Annotated in this window: 16 protein-coding genes; 8 read left to right on the plus strand and 8 right to left on the minus strand. The window is 56.6% G+C overall.

Annotated features, from left to right (window positions below; all coding sequences use genetic code 11):
- The first annotated feature begins 2 nt into the window (after positions 1–2).
- A complete protein-coding gene (locus KQ296_RS03745; RefSeq protein ID WP_011932778.1) occupies positions 3–3,053 on the plus strand; it encodes a DUF1254 domain-containing protein in 3,051 nt (1,016 codons plus the stop codon).
- Positions 3,054–3,220: 167 nt separating this feature from the next.
- On the opposite strand, the gene KQ296_RS03750 is transcribed toward KQ296_RS03745, so the two are convergent.
- On the minus strand, positions 3,221–4,468 hold the full coding sequence (locus tag KQ296_RS03750; RefSeq protein ID WP_011932779.1) for an iron-containing alcohol dehydrogenase: 1,248 nt from the start codon (positions 4,466–4,468) through the stop codon (positions 3,221–3,223).
- Positions 4,465–4,626: a hypothetical protein gene (locus KQ296_RS03755; RefSeq protein ID WP_011932780.1), complete on the minus strand. Its 162-nt coding sequence runs from the start codon at positions 4,624–4,626 to the stop codon at positions 4,465–4,467. Before KQ296_RS03755 ends, KQ296_RS03750 begins: the two co-directional genes overlap by 4 nt.
- A gap of 253 nt (positions 4,627–4,879) precedes the next feature.
- Here KQ296_RS03755 and KQ296_RS03760 point away from each other — a divergent pair, with 253 nt between their 5' ends.
- Positions 4,880–5,299, plus strand: coding sequence for a lysozyme inhibitor LprI family protein (locus tag KQ296_RS03760; protein WP_011932781.1), 420 nt, complete (start codon positions 4,880–4,882; stop codon positions 5,297–5,299).
- Positions 5,300–5,336: 37 nt separating this feature from the next.
- Here KQ296_RS03760 and KQ296_RS03765 read toward each other — a convergent pair whose 3' ends face one another.
- Positions 5,337–9,128, minus strand: a complete 3,792-nt coding sequence (locus KQ296_RS03765; protein ID WP_011932782.1) for a right-handed parallel beta-helix repeat-containing protein — start codon at positions 9,126–9,128, stop codon at positions 5,337–5,339.
- 211 nt (positions 9,129–9,339) lie between these two features.
- On the opposite strand from KQ296_RS03765, the gene KQ296_RS03770 reads away from it, so the two are divergent.
- Entirely contained in the window at positions 9,340–9,579 is a 240-nt protein-coding gene (locus tag KQ296_RS03770; RefSeq protein WP_011932783.1) for a hypothetical protein, read from the plus strand.
- Here the strand turns inward: KQ296_RS03770 and fghA are convergent.
- Together fghA and KQ296_RS03780 are read right to left on the minus strand one after the other, a co-directional pair.
- Positions 9,563–10,441 carry an S-formylglutathione hydrolase gene (gene fghA / locus KQ296_RS03775; protein WP_011932784.1) on the minus strand — a complete coding sequence of 293 codons (879 nt, stop codon included), beginning with the start codon at positions 10,439–10,441 and terminating at the stop codon, positions 9,563–9,565. The genes KQ296_RS03770 and fghA overlap by 17 nt on opposite strands.
- A gap of 23 nt (positions 10,442–10,464) precedes the next feature.
- Entirely contained in the window at positions 10,465–11,577 is a 1,113-nt protein-coding gene (locus KQ296_RS03780) for an S-(hydroxymethyl)glutathione dehydrogenase/class III alcohol dehydrogenase (protein ID WP_011932785.1), read from the minus strand.
- Positions 11,578–11,670: 93 nt separating this feature from the next.
- Here KQ296_RS03780 and KQ296_RS03785 point away from each other — a divergent pair, with 93 nt between their 5' ends.
- Positions 11,671–12,087: a hypothetical protein gene (locus KQ296_RS03785; RefSeq protein ID WP_011932786.1), complete on the plus strand. Its 417-nt coding sequence runs from the start codon at positions 11,671–11,673 to the stop codon at positions 12,085–12,087.
- Positions 12,088–12,119: 32 nt separating this feature from the next.
- Here the strand turns inward: KQ296_RS03785 and KQ296_RS03790 are convergent, their stop codons facing one another.
- Complete coding sequence (locus tag KQ296_RS03790; RefSeq protein WP_011932787.1) at positions 12,120–12,536, minus strand: hypothetical protein; 417 nt, start codon at positions 12,534–12,536, stop codon at positions 12,120–12,122.
- Positions 12,537–12,621: 85 nt separating this feature from the next.
- Here KQ296_RS03790 and KQ296_RS03795 point away from each other — a divergent pair, with 85 nt between their 5' ends.
- From KQ296_RS03795 to KQ296_RS03805, 3 genes are all read left to right on the plus strand, one after another.
- Entirely contained in the window at positions 12,622–12,993 is a 372-nt protein-coding gene (locus KQ296_RS03795) for an MliC family protein (RefSeq protein WP_011932788.1), read from the plus strand.
- Positions 12,993–13,238 (plus strand): hypothetical protein, encoded by a 246-nt coding sequence (locus tag KQ296_RS03800; RefSeq protein WP_011932789.1) that lies wholly within the window; start codon positions 12,993–12,995, stop codon positions 13,236–13,238. The genes KQ296_RS03795 and KQ296_RS03800 overlap by 1 nt, the downstream gene beginning before the upstream one ends.
- A gap of 122 nt (positions 13,239–13,360) precedes the next feature.
- Complete coding sequence (locus KQ296_RS03805; protein WP_011932790.1) at positions 13,361–15,292, plus strand: DUF4114 domain-containing protein; 1,932 nt, start codon at positions 13,361–13,363, stop codon at positions 15,290–15,292.
- Positions 15,293–15,415: 123 nt separating this feature from the next.
- Here KQ296_RS03805 and KQ296_RS03810 read toward each other — a convergent pair whose 3' ends face one another.
- Positions 15,416–15,553: a hypothetical protein gene (locus KQ296_RS03810; protein WP_259726344.1), complete on the minus strand. Its 138-nt coding sequence runs from the start codon at positions 15,551–15,553 to the stop codon at positions 15,416–15,418.
- Between the two features lie 149 nt (positions 15,554–15,702).
- On the opposite strand from KQ296_RS03810, the gene KQ296_RS03815 reads away from it, so the two are divergent.
- Positions 15,703–15,966 carry an MliC family protein gene (locus KQ296_RS03815; protein ID WP_011932792.1) on the plus strand — a complete coding sequence of 88 codons (264 nt, stop codon included), beginning with the start codon at positions 15,703–15,705 and terminating at the stop codon, positions 15,964–15,966.
- Between the two features lie 9 nt (positions 15,967–15,975).
- Here KQ296_RS03815 and KQ296_RS03820 read toward each other — a convergent pair whose 3' ends face one another.
- A complete protein-coding gene (locus tag KQ296_RS03820; RefSeq protein WP_011932793.1) occupies positions 15,976–16,608 on the minus strand; it encodes a methyltransferase domain-containing protein in 633 nt (210 codons plus the stop codon).
- Positions 16,609–16,689: the final 81 nt, after the last annotated feature.

Genomic DNA, 16,689 nt, shown 5'->3' on the forward strand with positions numbered 1-16,689 from the left:
CAATGGCTAGCTCTCCATCGTCTGCATCCGGTTCTAAAGATGCTGGTTCCAGCATCGAGTTATTTTATAAATCTATTTACCTCGCTGCTAACAAAATCGCCAACGACGCTGAGGTGACCAATCCTTTGCAGGCGTGGGGTGCAAGTGGTGTTTCGGATGAATATTATGGCTCGGTTTGTGCCTACGTCTGGGGGTTGCCAATTCAGCAGTTCTGGGAGAAGCAGGGGATTTTTGTAACTCAGTCGGCTCCTAATGGGGTTGGGAAGCCAATTAATGAAGTATATAATTCTCCAGGGATTGATCAATCGAACACGATTGTCACGCCGAATACAGAAGTGCTTTATTCGAGTGCCTTCCTCGACCTTTCCAGTTCGATTATTGAAGTTGGTTATCCATTAACCGGCACAGTTTACACTTTGGTTCAAGTGTTGGATCCTTATACAAATGTTCAATTCAGTAGTGGATCTGCGCACTCTGAAGCGACTTCAAGTCAGATTTTTTACTGGGCAAATGCCAGTCAAGAGATTCTTGATTATGTTGAAAGCAACTATAATGGGGAGAATCAGCCAAGTGCCCTAGCCCTGCAAAGTCCTCAGGCTTGGATGTTGGGAAGGGTCGAAGTTGACCCTTACCAGGTTCCAAGTGGGTCTTTAGCGTCTGACCAGACCCCGACTCCCTATCAAAAGGCCAATCCAGATCCCTCGCTGGCACTCGATACGATCCAGTCGCTGAATGACGACTTCACTATTAACGTTAAAAAGAGTTGGAGTGATATCTCGGGTCCGTCAACATCGACAATTACCAATAATAATGCCAGTACTAATTACACTGACTTCTTTACCCAGCTCTCGCAGGCTGTGAATAGTAATACAACGTATGTTTATTACTCCGGCACGACAAATGGGCAGATCAATGAGTCGGGTACCCTCTACAGCCAGGCGGATATGTTTACGAACTTTGGCGGGAGTGGGTCGTATTCAATCGGTTTGACTGAGTCTGGATTTTCGGGTTCAAGTGATTCAATTGAAAATGGTTTTGATGACGCTCAAAAGGCTATCAAATTGATTGCGGCTAATTCAGGTGCAACATCTACAACTGATTACTGGTCCATCAATACGACTCTTGGTCAGTACGAGCCTTCTTATAATCTATCCTCTCATGGATGGATGACGGCAGCAGCTGTGGCGAGTGTGGGTCTGGGGGCCAATCTTGCCGGTGATGGAACCTACCCGCAGGCGACGCAGGACTCATCGGGGACATCGCTCAGTATCAATGATGATTACACCATTGACTTCTCGAATTCCGGGCTGCCGCCCGTTGGTTCATTGGGCTCCTGGTCAGTAACAGTTTATGGTGATGATAATTACCTTGTTCCACCGTCAACCTACGTCGACGATGCGAACTATTACATCACGTCGTCGAGCTACCCAGATCTGACGGCTGCATCGGGCGTTTATGCCTTGGGCTCTGAGCAGCTCTCCTACCTGGACACAAGCGACCTCACTCTGAACCTCAGTCAAGCGGCTCCGACCAATCAGCAGTTCTGGATCCCGACTCCAACTTCCGGCGATACATTTAATGTTGTCTTGCGTCTTTACGATCCGACGCCAGCTTCTTCAGATGCTGATGCCTCGATTCTGAGTTCTTCGAATCCTTGGACACCTCCTGGCATTGAGCTTATGTCGACAACGACCAATGGACTAATTTCTGGTTCCAAGGTTTTTCTTGACGCCGATAATGATCATTTGCATGCAGGTGATGAGAGTGCATTGTTGACAAATGAAAATGGTCAGTATGTAAAAAGTAAGCTTGATGGCGACGGGATTTTAATCCTCGAGGGTGGTCGCGAGAAGACCACGGGGATTCATTATCTCGGTCGACTTTTCGCTCGCGATGAAACAGAGGTGATTTCTCCATTGACGACTCTTGAATGGGCGATGGAGCGGAGAGGTGTCTCCGAGAACGATCGCAACCAGACAATCGCAATCCTCACCCAAGAGGCCAGCCAATATCTCTCTGATGAGACTGACGGCTCCTCTGATGCTTCTGTCGTTGATCTGCCCTATGAGCTGTTTGATCCAAGGGCGATCGCTCCCCATCAAATTGCAAGGCAAGATCTACCCAATTCCGATGTGATTGCGAATGCGCATGCCTTGTTGAATTCAATGTTTGGTCTTCTACTGACGCATTTCTATTCAAGGACTATCCTCACAAGTGATTCGGCCAGTGAGGATGATTCGGATGGGGTTCATGCTTATGCGGAGCTGGTTGACGAACTTTCAATGATTGTTGTCGATTACATTGATCAACAGATCGCATCCAGCCAAGGTATTGACTACGCTGAGATGTTCGATGTACTTGTGGATTCTTTGAGTCTGCGTTCTTACGGTGTTGCTGGCGCACTGTCCGAGCTTGCCGGTTATGCGAAATCTATAGCGACTGAACCCTACGATTCCTTCTCGGAAAGAATCTCAAATTACAAGGTTCTTGAAGCCTACGGCGATTATGAGGATCTTGAGTTGAGAATCATGCATTCTCTCGATGCTGTCGGAGCTGGCTCAGCTGCAATGGCTCGTCTACAAGTTGAAAGCAGTGATGCCATTCTTGATCTCACCGATATTCCCAACGATGGTTCTCTCTTGTCAATGTCCATTCTCACGCATGCGGATTACACTAACCGCCTGGGTCTTGTGCAGCTTGAAGGCGATGCTGTTACTGGGTATTCGGTTGCCGGTGTTGATGCTGGAAATACGGATGCGTTTCGATCAGCTGTCCGTGACAACTTAATCAATCCTGGCCCCTTGGCATTGTCGGCTGGTGGGATTTCTGATCGCACTGCTACATGGTCTCTGTCTTCGCAAGATTCTGGCATCTATGCTGCAGTGCTCATTAATCCCAATGGAGAAGTCTTCACCTTTGGGGCGACTGCCTCAGACGGTCAGCAGCATGTGAAGGTTCTTGGCGACAACACCTTTGCCTTTGAAGATCTTCTGGCTTCTCAGGCTTCGGATTGGGATTTCAATGACATGCAGATTCAATTCACGATTGCTTAGCGAGCTCTGAAGCCTGTTCAGAAAGCGTAGAAGCGCAGATCCATCGGTTCCCCTTACAGCAGCAGAGTCGTAATCCGACCAAGCAAATGAACTCATGATTCGACTAGTGGTGATGCCCACCGAATCATTAGTCAGCATCGGGAGTGACGTCCATGGATGCAAAACAATCATTCGTTGTAACTGCATCTGGTCAGCTCCGTGAGCAGGGCTTCACAATCGCTGCGGCGCATCAACCGCGGCACCGGATAATCGGGATGGGCTTCCTGGAGGGCATCGACGCTGATTTGGGGAATGTCGACGCTGCGGAGAGACGCAATGAAAGGTGGAACTCCTAGCTGCTGGTTGAGTGCCTCCACCCAGCGGATGAAGGCCAACGCAAGATCGTGATCGCTGGTCTGGTCAGTGGCTAGCCCGGCAGCGTGGGCCAGAGTGGCCAGCTTGGGCTCGCATGCCGGAAGGGAAAAGCGCAGCACACTCGGCAACACCAGTGCATTGGCGAGGCCATGGGGGATGGCGTAGAAGCAGCCGAGCGCATGGGCCAGGGCATGGGCATAGCCCACATTGGTGCGGGTGAACGCTTCACCAGCGGCATGGGCGGCGAGGGCCATCTGCAGGCGAGCTTCGAGGTCGTCACCGTGTTCGTAGGCTTTCGGAAGCCAGTGAGCAATGGCGCTGATCGCAGCGATGGCGCGACGATTGCTGAAGGGGTTGCCACTGCGGCCGATGTAGGCCTCCACCGCATGGGTGAGGGCATCAAGGCCACCGGCGGCTGTGATCGAAGCCGGCAGGCCGAGCATCAGCTCTGGGTCGATCACTGTGATCGCTGGAAGCAGCTTGAGATCGGCCATGGCGAGTTTGCGTTGCCGATCGCCATCGGTGAGCACGGCTGCGATCGAGGCTTCTGATCCGGAGCCGGCGGTGGTGGGGACGCAGGCCAGAGGCGGTGGCGGCAGCACCACTCGGAAAAGCCCCTCCATGGCCCGGCAGCTCAGCCAGGGGTTGGCCGCGCGCGCGCCAATGGCCTTGGCGCAGTCGATCACTGAGCCGCCCCCCACGGCCACCAGGCTGTCGCAGTGGCCTTCGCGGTAGGCCTGCAATCCGGCCTCCACGCTGGCAATGGTGGGATTGTCAGGAACTTGATCGAACACCTGGCAGGGCCGCCCGATCCGATCGAGTTCCGCCAGCAGGGGTTGGGGTAGTTGCAGCTTCAGGAGCTGCTCGTTGGTGACCAGCAGGGGCCGGCGCCAGCGTCGCCCTCGCATCAGCGGCGGTAACGACCGCAAGGCACCGGCACCGATGAGCTTGCGGGGCTGGGGGAAGGGCAACACCCATGCCAGGCCCTGGAGCAGCCGTTGGTAAGCCCGCATCAGCAACAAAGTGATGCCCGCTGGTTCGTGATCGGTGCGCACGTTCATGGAATCGGGCAGTCGGGAAATTTCCGCTTCGCAACGGCATAACCCTCCTTGCTGGCCTCAAGGCGTGAGCCCGTTTCTTTCTCGACAATGCTTTCCAGCACCCCTTGCATGAAGAGCCTTGCCTCGTCGGTGCTGAGGAGATCAGCGTCCTCGAGCATGCACGTCGTTGTGACGATGCCTGAGGTGAAGCCAACCCCGAAAGCAAAGGATTCCTGCTGGCTCAATGGCTTGTCTTGCGCGCTTGATGGCGACCCCGAACACACCATCAGAAGGGCGCAAGCTGATGGTGCCGCAATCGTCTTGATCACCCGAACGATTGTTGGAGCTCTGTTCGGTTTGCTTCTGATCAAGTGTTTGGATGCAGCGTCAAGAGTCTGCAGGATGTGAGCATCAGTCCCCCAAACCGCTGTCATGCGTGCTTCTGTTTCCCTCCCCCTGGTGCTCGCCGCGTCCCTTTGGTCTCTGCAGCCTCTGCCAACACGGGCCTCTGAGGTGTGTTCCTCAACCAAAAGCACTGTGGAGGAAACGGGTTGTGTGATTGCGGCATTGAAGGCAATGGACCAGCGCTTGGAGCAGGCTCTGGAGGCGGTGGCTCTGGAGGCCCGTGCGGTGCCCAGTGAAGTGTTTCAGACCCTCTGGCGCGACAATCTCACTGGTTTCTACAAAACCAGTGCCGATCCAGTGGACCAGGCCGCGGCATTCAGGAACGAACGCCGCAAGGTGTGTGCCTATGCCAAATCTGTGGCGTTTCAGGGCACGGGATATGGCATCTTTACGACGCGCTGCGAGCTGGCTCTGACCCAAACTCTCTTGGACCAGTTGAAGCCCTAACTGCCTCTTTTGATTAGAATTTCTGTCGATTTAAAAGTTAAATAACTGGAGGGACTGAAATAATCAGATCGTTGAAATCCTGATCTGACACTCCACTGGTCAGCAAATCCTCGGCTCCGATTGTGAGCCCACCTCCTGGCGTTGTGAAACTTGTGAATTGGATGCTTTGGCCTGGGTTGGCTGCAGCGTACGAGCTGTAGAGAGTCGATTCATCGCCATCAACCAGGATCAAGAAACCGTAGTTGTTTTCGGTTGATACAGAAAAATCGATGGTTCCGGTCTGGTTGTATCCAGGCAATTGTGAAGCTGAGAACACTCGACCAGCCTGTTTGGCATTGCCCAGAGCTGCCTCTAGATAGCCATCAGCGCCAGGAAGGAGGCCATTTACCGCTCCAGTGAGCGCGTCAGACTCATAAATTGCGATCCCGTTGTCGTAATCACTCAGGCGTCGAATCGTGGCTGTGACCGTTGCAACCGGATTAGCAGCAGCAGTTGCCAGCACTCCGGTCCCCCCAACGGAGTACACCGCCTGAATGCCTCCTGAAAATGTTGCAGTAGCGCTGGCGCCAGCGAGAGAAAGATTGTCTAAGGCCAGAATTTCGTTGTCTTGATTGATGGCCTCTGGAATCCAGGTTCCCCGCGCGAGTGCTGTGATCTGGCGACCACCGAGGGCGACTCCCTCGGACTGTGACCAAGTGTTCTCGAGGATTTTTTCAAGGTTTAGCGATTGGTTGCTGGCAGCATCGAGTTGTGTCAGGGACAGCACGGTGCCTGAGGATTGGTTTCTCAGCCTGAAATTCACAATCTGATCACTTGTGTCCTGCCGCAGCAGACTGATTTCAGTGTCCGCAGCCACACTGAAGCTGCTCGCATCAACTTCTTGTCTCAAGCTGAGGTTGGCCCATCCAGGTGCCACTTCAATCGTGCCGAAAGCGTTGCCTGCGTAAGTGATTCCTTGGTTGATCTGTTGTTCGGCTTCAGCTTGGTTGAGGCCTAGAAAGCTTAGGCCGTACTCATCATTGTTTCTGAGCACAGTATTGGAGAGTTGATTGTTGAGTCTTCCTTCGATCGTTAAACCACTGCCTGAGTTGTTGGCAATGAGTAAGTTGTCGGTTACTGGTGAATCTCCGAGGGTGATGTTGTTTGAATTTCCGCCAACGAAAATGCCTCCCTGGGCATTGCCAAATTGCTCTTCAACTTTTTCAGTGAGCGATCCAGTGCCGACTGCAGTATTTGCGATCTGGACCTGATTGGCATTGCCACGCACGTTGATCCCATACCCGTTGTTGTTGGAAATCGTGTTCTGGGGAATGACGGATCGATAGGTTCCGGCGATCGAGATGTTCTCGGCATTGCCATCGACGCGGATTCCATCGAGGCCATTGGCAAACGAAACAGTTTCACCCGAGGGGTAGGTGTAGGTTGCCGAATTGCCAGCGGTATTTAAGCCGATGATATTTGGATCGACGGTGATGTCTACAGCGCTGCCAGTGATATGGATTCCATTCTCGATGTTGCCACCGATGACGTTTGTGCGAATGGTGTTGTCACCACCAGTGCTGGTGAAGAGCATGCCATTGCGTTGATTTGGGGCAATGCCTCCGAATGCCGTGGTTCCGGCGAAGGTGTTGAAGGTGATGAAGCCACTGGCTGTGTCCTTGACTTCAATACCATTCAGGGAATTCCCTGAATTCACATTGCCAAGGGGGATGACACCACCGTATTGGGTATTGTTTGAATCTCCCTCGATGAGTGCTCCATTCAGTCCGTTGCCCAGTGAGTCGAGATTGTTTGCGGCTAAGCCAAAGAAATTGGCATGAATCGTGGAATTATCGCTGTTCGTGATGCGTACACCATTGCCTTCGTTTCCACTCACCACATTGTAATAAATGAATGGTGAGCTTTCGAATTGACAACCAAGGAGTCGATTGTTGTCGGCATTGAGAATGGCGACGCCATCCGCTCCGTTACCCAGTTTGGAGTTTCCAGTTGCTGTTGTGCCAATGAAATTGCCGCTCAGGCTGTTGCCATCGGCACCGTCTCTGATCAACACACCATTGCCTGTATTTCCGGAAATCAGATTTCCGAGGGGTGGTGGTGTTGTGTCTTCTTTTGTGGGGTTATTGCCGCCACTCAAGGTGCCACCAATCTGATTGCGGTTGCTGGCATTGATCAGAATGCCGTTTTCGCCATTGGCTAATGCAGTGCTGCCATCGGCGCTGGTGCCGATTCTGTTCTGGGCGATGGTGTTGTTGGTTTCAAAGGCCGTGCTCGAGCCGAGAATGGCGATGCCATTGCCTCCATTGCCGCTGATCACATTGCTGGGATCCACGAAGAAGCTCGTCTCTGACGACCAGGTTGTGACGCTTCCGTCGGATGCCTCATACTCGCCGGTCATCACATCGCCGGCCACAGAGGTGGGGACTGTGGTTCCTCCAGGTTGGTTGTTGTAGTTGACTTCGGTCCAGAGTCGCTCTCCGAACCCCCCATCATCTGTTCGCTGTACGGTCATCAGCTGACCTGTCAGCGCAAGACCTGTTGCGGCGTCGATGGCCCAGGTTGCCAGGGTGAAAGTGTTGTCGGTGCTGTTGTAGCTGATGCCATCTGCATGGCTGGCGATGTTCCCCAGATCGACGTCATTCACATCCCAGCTGGTCCATTCGCTAAAGCTGTTGTCACTGCGCCGGTAATACACAAGGTAGCCGTGGGCGACGCCGTCGGGTTCGCCATCAAGGCTGTATGAGCCAGTGATCGCGAACAGATCGTCGTTGACTTTGGCAATGCCGTAGGCGGTGGTGGATTTGGAGCCGGGATAGGCAATGTCGGCAATCGACAGGCCACTACTCACCTCGTAGATGATGGCCTTCCCTGTACCAATGATTGGTCGATTGGTGTCTGGAATGGTGTCGGTGTTATCCCAGTTGCCGACGACCAATCCTTCCTGGGTGCTGTGAAAAAACGTCCAGGTTGCACCGGGGTGCTGGTATTCGGTGAATCCTTCTGTGGTGCCATTGGCCTGATCAATGGCACCGGTGTAAATGAATGCTGATGTGTCGGTTGGGGGAAAGTCTCCATTGCTGTTGTAGGAGCCAACCAAGCGAATGGTGCTGGCATCGAGTTGCTCCGGGCCGTAGCAACTGGTGAGAGCACTGCTGCTACCTCCGAATGCCGTCGCGGCATTCACCGTGAACCACTCACCGCTGCCGTCTGCAGCACCAAGGCTGACCAGGCCAACGACTTGGGAAGCGTCGCCTTCGGTGCCAGTGCCACAGAGGATGTATGGATCGGACGCGTTGCTGGCGGAGCGGATGCCCTGGATCGCGGAAATGGCGTAACCCCCTTCTTCCGAGAGGTCATTCCATGAGGTGCTGTCGCCTGGCGTGGTGCTGCCGATCAGGTTGCCTGCGGAGCTAGCAGTGATCGTGATGCCATTGCCGTTGTTGGCACTTGCATTCTGTCCATCGAGATCTACGCCGATGTAGTTGTTTTGAACCGTGTTGTTTGAACTTTCGAGTGTCAGGCCTGCTCCAGATGCGCCGACCAGCGACAGGCCGATCAGCGATGAGCCGTCACTTCCTGCAGCAAAGGTGATTCCTTGATTTTCCGCGAAATCAATCTGAATGCTCGGTGCTGTCTGCCCCGGTGGCAGAGCATTGATGCTTAACGGAGACGTTATATCGGGAAGCGCATTTGACAACGAAATCACGCCACTAAGTTCTGGCGAGAAAGTGATGGTGTCGAAATCATTGCTCGCATTTGACAGCTCAATGGCTTCCCGCAGACTTCCTTGGCCACTGCTGTTGAGGTTCGTGACAGTGAAATTGCTCATGGAATGCCTAGGGTCGCTTGTCTAAGTTAAGGCTTACACTTGAAGTCCTTTATGGCTGTTTCGTACATGCCCATTGGTATTCTGCCGTGAACGATTGCTGTTGCTTTAAAATTAAGTTATTCTTAATTTGTGAATTCCATTTGTGTTCAATTAGATGCTGAGTAAGAACCGTTTAGGTTGGGTCGCTTGCTGTTGAGCGGTGATGCCGTGGATGTGCGCTCTACATTTTCTGAATGGATTGGGAGAGCTGATGGAGGAATGGACTGATGGCTTCATCACGGCTGCCCAGCAGGAGCTCACGGCGATGGTGAAGGACTGGCAGTACGACTACGGCGCCTCAGATGAGCAGTGTGTCGCCATGCTCCTGTGGAAAGTGCTGCGGCTGAAGCCAGATCTCAAGCTCGACCTCGATGCACTGAAGCGATCGCAGCAGCTCAGCGATCAAGCTTGAGCCCGAGGGCTGAGGCGTGATGGCGCAGGTGGGTGTCGATCACACTGGCCACAAAGAAATAGCTGTGGTCATACCCCTCATGCACAGTGAGCGTGAGCGGCTGGCCGCAGCGCTCGGCCGCTGCCTTGAGGTCGTTGGGGCGCAGCTGTTCTGTCAGAAAAGGATCGGCGGAGCCGACATCCACGAGCAGGCCGTCGTTCCGGCGATGACCATCCTCGAGCAGGGCCACGCCATCCCAGGCCCGCCAGCGGGCCTGGGCCTCGGCGCTGTTTCCGAGGAAATGGCTGAAGGCCTTCTGCCCCCAGGGGCAGGCGCTGGGATGGCAGATCGGTGCCACCGCCGAAACCGAGCGGAAGCGCTGCGGGTGACGCAAGCCCAGGACCAGGGCCCCATGGCCGCCCATGGAGTGACCAGCCAGGCCCAGGCGGTTGGGGTCCAGGGGCAAGGCTGCGCTGAGCCGGGCCGGGAGCTCCTCCACTACATAGCTGGCCATGCGGTAGTGCTGCTGCCATGGCTCCTGTTCGGCATCCAGGTAGAAGCCGGCGCCATGGCCGAAATCCCAGTGTCCCTCTGGATCACTGGGCACCGCATCGCCACGGGGGCTGGTGTCGGGCATCACCAGGGCCAGCCCGAGCGCGGAGGCCAGTCGCTGGGCGCCCGCCTTCTGCACCGCGTTTTCATCGCTGCAGGTGAGACCTGACAGCCAGATCAGGGCGGGCAGGGCAGCAGCACGCGACGCTGCGCTGAGCGCGGCGGGGGGCAGATACACACTCACCGTGGTGTCGCTGTGCAGCGTTTCGGCGTGCAGTCGGTAACGCCGCTGTTCTCCGTTGAAGCAGCGGTGGGTGCTGATCAGTTCCATGGCGACTGGATGGGTCGGGACCTTCAGAAATGAACGACGGAGCGGATGCTCTCTCCTTTGTGCATCAACGCAAAGGCGTTGTTGATCGCTTCGAGGCCCATGGTGTGGGTGATGAAGGTGTCGAGAGGGATCTCTCCGTTCTGAAAGCTCTCCACAAAACCCGGCAGTTCGGAGCGACCGCGCACCCCCCCGAAGGCGGAGCCGCGCCACACCCTGCCGGTGACCAGCTGGAAGGGACGGGTGCTGATCTCCTGGCCAGCTCCCGCCACGCCGATGATCGTTGATTCACCCCAGCCCTTATGGCATGACTCCAGGGCTGCGCGCATCACCTCCACGTTGCCGATGCACTCAAAGGAGTAGTCGACGCCGCCATCGGTGCGCTCGATCAGCACCTCCTGGATCGGGGCGTTGTGGTCTTGAGGGTTGATGCATTCCGTGGCTCCCAGTTGCTCGGCGATGGCGAACTTGGCTGGGTTGATGTCGATGCCGATGATCCGTTCAGCACCGGCCTGCACGGCACCGATGATCACAGCCAGGCCGATGCCGCCCAGACCGAACACGGCCACGGAGCTGCCGGGTTCCACCTTGGCGGTGTTGCGCACGGCGCCGATGCCGGTGGTGACACCGCAGCCAAGCAGACAGACCTTCTCGAGGGGGGCCTCGGGGTTGATGCGCGCCACGGCAATCTCCGGCAGCACGGTGTATTCCGAAAAGGTGGAGGTGCCCATGTAGTGATGGATCATCCGCCCGTTCTTGGAGAAGCGGCTGGTGCCATCGGGCATCAGCCCCCGCCCCTGGGTGCTGCGGATCGCCTGGCAGAGATTGGTCTTGCCGGAGCGGCAGAAGCGGCAGCTGCCGCATTCCGGCGTGTAGAGCGGAATCACGTGGTCGCCGGCGGCCACGGAGCTCACCCCCTCGCCCACCTCCACCACAACGGCGCCGCCTTCATGGCCCAGCACCGCGGGGAAGAGTCCTTCGGGATCGGCTCCCGAGAGGGTGTAGGCATCGGTGTGGCACACCCCTGTGGCCACCACCTTGAGCAGCACCTCCCCGGGCTGGGGCGGGGCCACGTCGATCTCGGTGACATCGAGGGGTTCACCGGGAGCCCAGGCCACGGCAGCTCTGGCGCGAATCATGGGCAGATGCTGATCGGCTCATCCTTCATCTTGGCCCTGATCAGCGCCTGTGCCTGCATGGGAGAGTTCACTGATGCGTCGGGAATCTCCCTGATGAGTCGCCAGCGTTTCAGGGGTTTGTACCTTCAGAACACAGGCCATCCCCTGTGCTTCTCGTTTGTGACCTATACACCGCAAACCAGAGAACAGATGGTGGCGTGCGGTGACTTGCGTGCGGATGAGGAGTATTTCAGCCCGGTGCTGTTTGATTTTCTTCTGTTTGTTTCCGAAGGCATTCTTGGCGCTTCGCCAGGCGTTGCCTTCCCCTTTGGTTATGACGATCTGGCGATTGTGGCGTCACGCATCAGGGGAACAGGCGTGCAGCATGAGTATCTGATCGCCATCAATGCGTCCGCCTGGAACGAGAGCAAACAAGCGGTGTTGCAGCAGCTCAGAGACATTCTTTCGAGAGATCTGTGGGATGGGGCCCGGCTGCGCCGGGGCAATGATCATCCGTCGCCGTCTGAGTGAGTGCTGATGTGGCGAGCCAATCGGGTTCCGCTTCAGCAGCTTTCGCCATTGATGTTGTACGACTGAATCTTGAAGTAGAGCGGGTCTGATTCCATCCCGGGGATGATGTATTTGATGCGTTGTCTCCCCAGGTTGAGAATGGCTTGAAGCCGGCTGTTCTGAATCAATTCCAGATTGATCGACTGTGTGGAGCGGCGTGTCTCACGGAAGATGAATGGATCCGGGTCGTTGACGCCCATGGTCATTTCCCAAACCCCTGGGCTGATCACCTGAAAGCGCCGTTCCCAGTTGGCCACGCAGGTCACATCGCGCACGTTGCCGATGCGCGGTCCACGCATCTGGGCCAGTGCTGAGGTGCCGCCCAAAGTGATGCCCAGCCCGACGCCGAGTGCAACCAAGCCCCTGCTGGCGATGGAGACCGGTGGCCACTGGTGGCGGTGACAACTCATGCGTCCTGCGGGTGATGGTTGCGTCCAGCGGCATGGCCTGTGGACAACGTCATCATGACCGTGACGCGATAAGCCCTCTGAACCCATGCCTGTGTTCACCGTGCCCGGCAGCCTGATCGCTGGTTTGATCGCACTGTCGGTGCTGCCGGGGGAGTTGATTCGCTACCGCTGCGGCGGGGGCCAGATCATTGAGGCGCACTACGGCTCGCTCAGTGATCAGTCACTGGCGTTCGTGCGCCTGCGCCTGCCCGACGGGCGTCGCCTCACCTTGCCCCAGGTGGCCTCCGCCTCCGGTGCCCGCTACAGCGCTGATCATGCCGTGACCTGGTGGAGCAAGGGCAGCAGTGGTTTCCTGCAGGAACGCGGCAAGAACGGTCGATGGCGCATCACCCTGGATGCCTGCGACGCGCAGAGCAGCGCCAGGAGCGACTCTTCGGCCGGCTCCTTCAAGCGTTGATGAAGCCCCTGATCGCGCTCGGTTTGTCGTTCGGCCTGACCTTGTTCGATGGGAAGCAGGCTTTCTCCCAAACCAACCAACAGCTTCTGCAGGACGGTTTGATCAGCCCACTGGTGTTTGCGCTGCTGGAACAAGAGGGAGCCAACACGCCTGAGCAGCGACTCGTCGTGATCCAGGAGGCCTGCCGTGCACGCAAGCTCTCTCTGATCGATTGTGGGGCGTTGAGGCGCCGAAGGTACGACTGATCAGGAAGTGGATTAAGAGGTGGTTGTTTTTTCGTGTTATGACAATCGCCCTGGTGTTGCGTTTGACAGCTTCGGGATCAGGGGCTCCTCATTAGGTTGCACAAAATTGAGCTGGAAGCCCCATGGCGATTCGCTACACGACTTGGGCTGATCCCCTTCTCGATTTCATCAATAACGATCTTGCCGTTACCACCGGTGGTGCTTCATCGCTTTTGACGCCGATCAATTACAACGCGGATCTGTTTGCCGATGAAGCAAAGTTCTTTACCGGTAATTTCGGATTTGATGGCTATATGGGGGTTCCGGGTTTGCAGGGCAGCAATGCCCAGCAAGCTGCTGCTGCTTCCAACGTTGCCTGGGAATTGGTTGACCCCAGCCTCAATCCAGCCACGCGTGCGCTGACCTCTGGTGCCAGTGTGGTTGGGATTGCTGCTCAATATGGCGTCAATCTGCTGCTGCAGGACACCATGCCATTGGTGTTCAGTTATCCGGTGCTGCCAACCACGCTGGACAGCGACGGCAGTGATTTTGAAGTGGTCTTGAACGATGGATCGGTGGTGTCACCGGTTCTGGCTGGTTTCCTGCCCAACCTTGAACAAAATGAACGGCAGACGGTTGTCATTGTTGGCGATTTTGGCAACAGACTTGCGCCCGATGTGAGTGGTTCCAGATTCCCCGTTTCAGTGCGCATTGTGAATAACACAACACCATTGCAGATGCTCTCGGCTCAGGGGCCTGTGGACGCAGTGGGTTTGAGCATTGCCAGCCAAAATCCTTATGTGGAGGGCAATGGTCCGAAGCTTGTTGCAGCTAAACTTAATTATTACAGCCCTCTTGGTGAAGGTGGTCCTGCTGCTGTGGGCGGGACTTCGGCAAATAATGATGGCGCCGATCTGTATGGAGTAGCGGCTCAGTATCGACTGCGGTTGTACACCAGCGCCGGGTTTTCACCGGATGGCATTGCCAGTCTTCTTCCTGGAGATTTCAGCAACTATTTCATTCTGGAAGCCCAGAGCCGCGATGGGTCTGTTGTTTCGATCACTGAGGCTGACCAGCACTACGACATCGGGCCAGACGGGTCGCTGAAAGTGATCGGTCTGGCCGATCTTGCCCCTGCTGGAACCACGGTGAATGCTGCCTATGTTGAAGATCACGATAATTACTACGACATCATTCTCGAAGGTGATCTCGAGGCGATTCGCAGGTTGACGTCGGTGCGGATGCCTTCCGGGGATGGCTACCAGGTTGTTTACAACCCCGGCGGGCCTGGCAATGCTCCCGATGCACCCGGGGCCGCCGCCGGACCGTTCACCGTTCCAAGCCAGGATCACACGGTGCCCATCACATTGGATCTTGATGGTGCGATGACATCCACCTATGTGGAAATTGATGGCCCTGTGCTTCGCAATCCCTGGAACCTTCAGCCTGTTGGCGCCTTGCTTGGCACGGCGATTCACGACACGACGAGTGGGCAAACGATTGACGCTTATCAGGACCCGGACGGTCGTCGTTTCTATGCCAGTTTTGTCGCTTCAACGGATCAAGCAACAGACTTGCCCCGCGGTCGAGAGAACCTCAACCCTGTGGATCTGATCGACACCACGTCGCTGCCTGCCGGTGCATCGGTGACTGTGTCTGGATCCATCAGCCGTTCAGCCGCTGATGACTCAACGCTGTTGTTTTACATGGTGACCGGTGAAGACGGAGGGGTGCTTGATCCGATCAGTGGTGTCACTCTGCTGCCGGGTGATCCTGGGTATGCGGCTGCGGCTCGCAGCACGGCCAATCGCCTGAGCACCAGTGGCAGCACCCTCCAGCCGGCTGATCAGGCGATTGAATCGTTTGCGTTTGAGGCTGAAGCGGGCCGGCTGTATGCACCCATGCTCATCAATGCGACGCAGCGGGAGGAGTACTTCGCGTTTGCAGCTGCCAATCGCGATGGACAACAGCATTTCAATGGTGTCGGTGCGAACGGCTGGGGGATTGAAGATCTGTTCGGTCTCGGCGATGCCGATTACGACGACATGATCGCGCGCTTCACGGTTGCGAGCTGACGTTCTTCATCGACAGGCAGGGTTCATGGCTGCAGCGCTCAGGCCCATCTCTGTGATGGACGCACCTCCAGTTTGAAGAGCTTGGCGGCCTGATTGCGTCGCCGATCGAAGCAGGCGTAGTCATCAGCAAATCGCCCAGCTGTTTCCATCAATGGTTGCCATTGCTTCGGCCTCGGTGATCCCGCAGACCGCGATGGCATCAACAGTGGTGCTGATCTGTCGCAGCTGCTCTGATTGGGCTTCGTCAACCAGCAACTTCATCAAGTCACTGGTGTGACAAAAGAGGATCACCAGCTCAACCCCGACCCTCAATCACGATGTTGCTCAGCAACGTCGTTTGCCCCCGCAACTACACGGGAGGCGACTTCCACCACCTCACCGGATTGCACGCGGCCGAGCCATTCGGATAGGTGGGTCTTGAGATCCCGCACCGACACCTGGCTTGTAACTACATCTGCCATGGCTGCCTTAAGGCCGGGTTTGAGTGTTCAGGCTTCACCCCACACCATCGTGGGACGGCCGCCCTCGTGGTGGACACCGCCGGTGTCCGCTACAGCGCGGATCAAGCCGTGACCTGGTGGAGCAAAGGCAACAGTGGCTTTCTGCAGGAGCGAGGCGACAACGGCGAATGGCGCATCACCCTGGATGCCTGCGACGCGCAGAGTCCTGGCTGATCGCGGATCTCAGGCGCTGCGTTGTTCTGGTTTGCGCCAGAAGCCAAGCCACTCCTCACTGCGGCCGGCCACCGAGCCCCGGGCCGGCTCCCAGATCAGGGGGTAAAAACCGATCTGCGCCCAGCTCGCAGCCAGTTGCTCCGGGTCGCTGCCGAAGGGGGGACCGCCTGGGCGGGGGTGGCAGAAGAACAAGCCCAGCAGCCAACCCTCGGCCCGCAGCAGGCGATCCACTGTGCTGCGGTAGTGCGCCCGTTGGCTGGGGTCGATGGCGCAGAAGCAGGTGTGCTCCAGCACGCCGCTGAGGCTGCCGCTGGCCAGGCCTGCCCCGCTGAGGGCATCGGCATCGAAGAGATCGGCCTGCAGCCAACGCAGGCGTGGGTGCTCGCCATGCAAGCGCCGCGCTTCGCGGATGGCTTCGCTGCTGAAATCCAGCCCGATCACCTCAAAGCCCAGGCGGGCCAGCAGCGCGGCTTCATGGCCGCGTCCGCATCCAGGAACAAGCACCGTCCCCTCGGGTTGGGGTGCCCTGGGGTGGTGCTCAAGAAAGGCCTGCAGCGGAGGAGCGGCCTTGCCCAGCTCCCAGCCGTCCGTCCCGTGCTGGTAGCGGGCATCCCATGCCTGGGGCAAGTGCACGTTGGTCATTGCAAAACCCTGGCTGGCCCGGTGCACACCCAGGATTCGGCGAGCACTGCCCTACCCACAACCGGTGCAATGCGGATCATG

The sequence above is a fragment of the Synechococcus sp. CS-197 genome, from assembly GCF_025128215.1.
Classification (GTDB): Bacteria; Cyanobacteriota; Cyanobacteriia; order PCC-6307; family Cyanobiaceae; genus Synechococcus_C.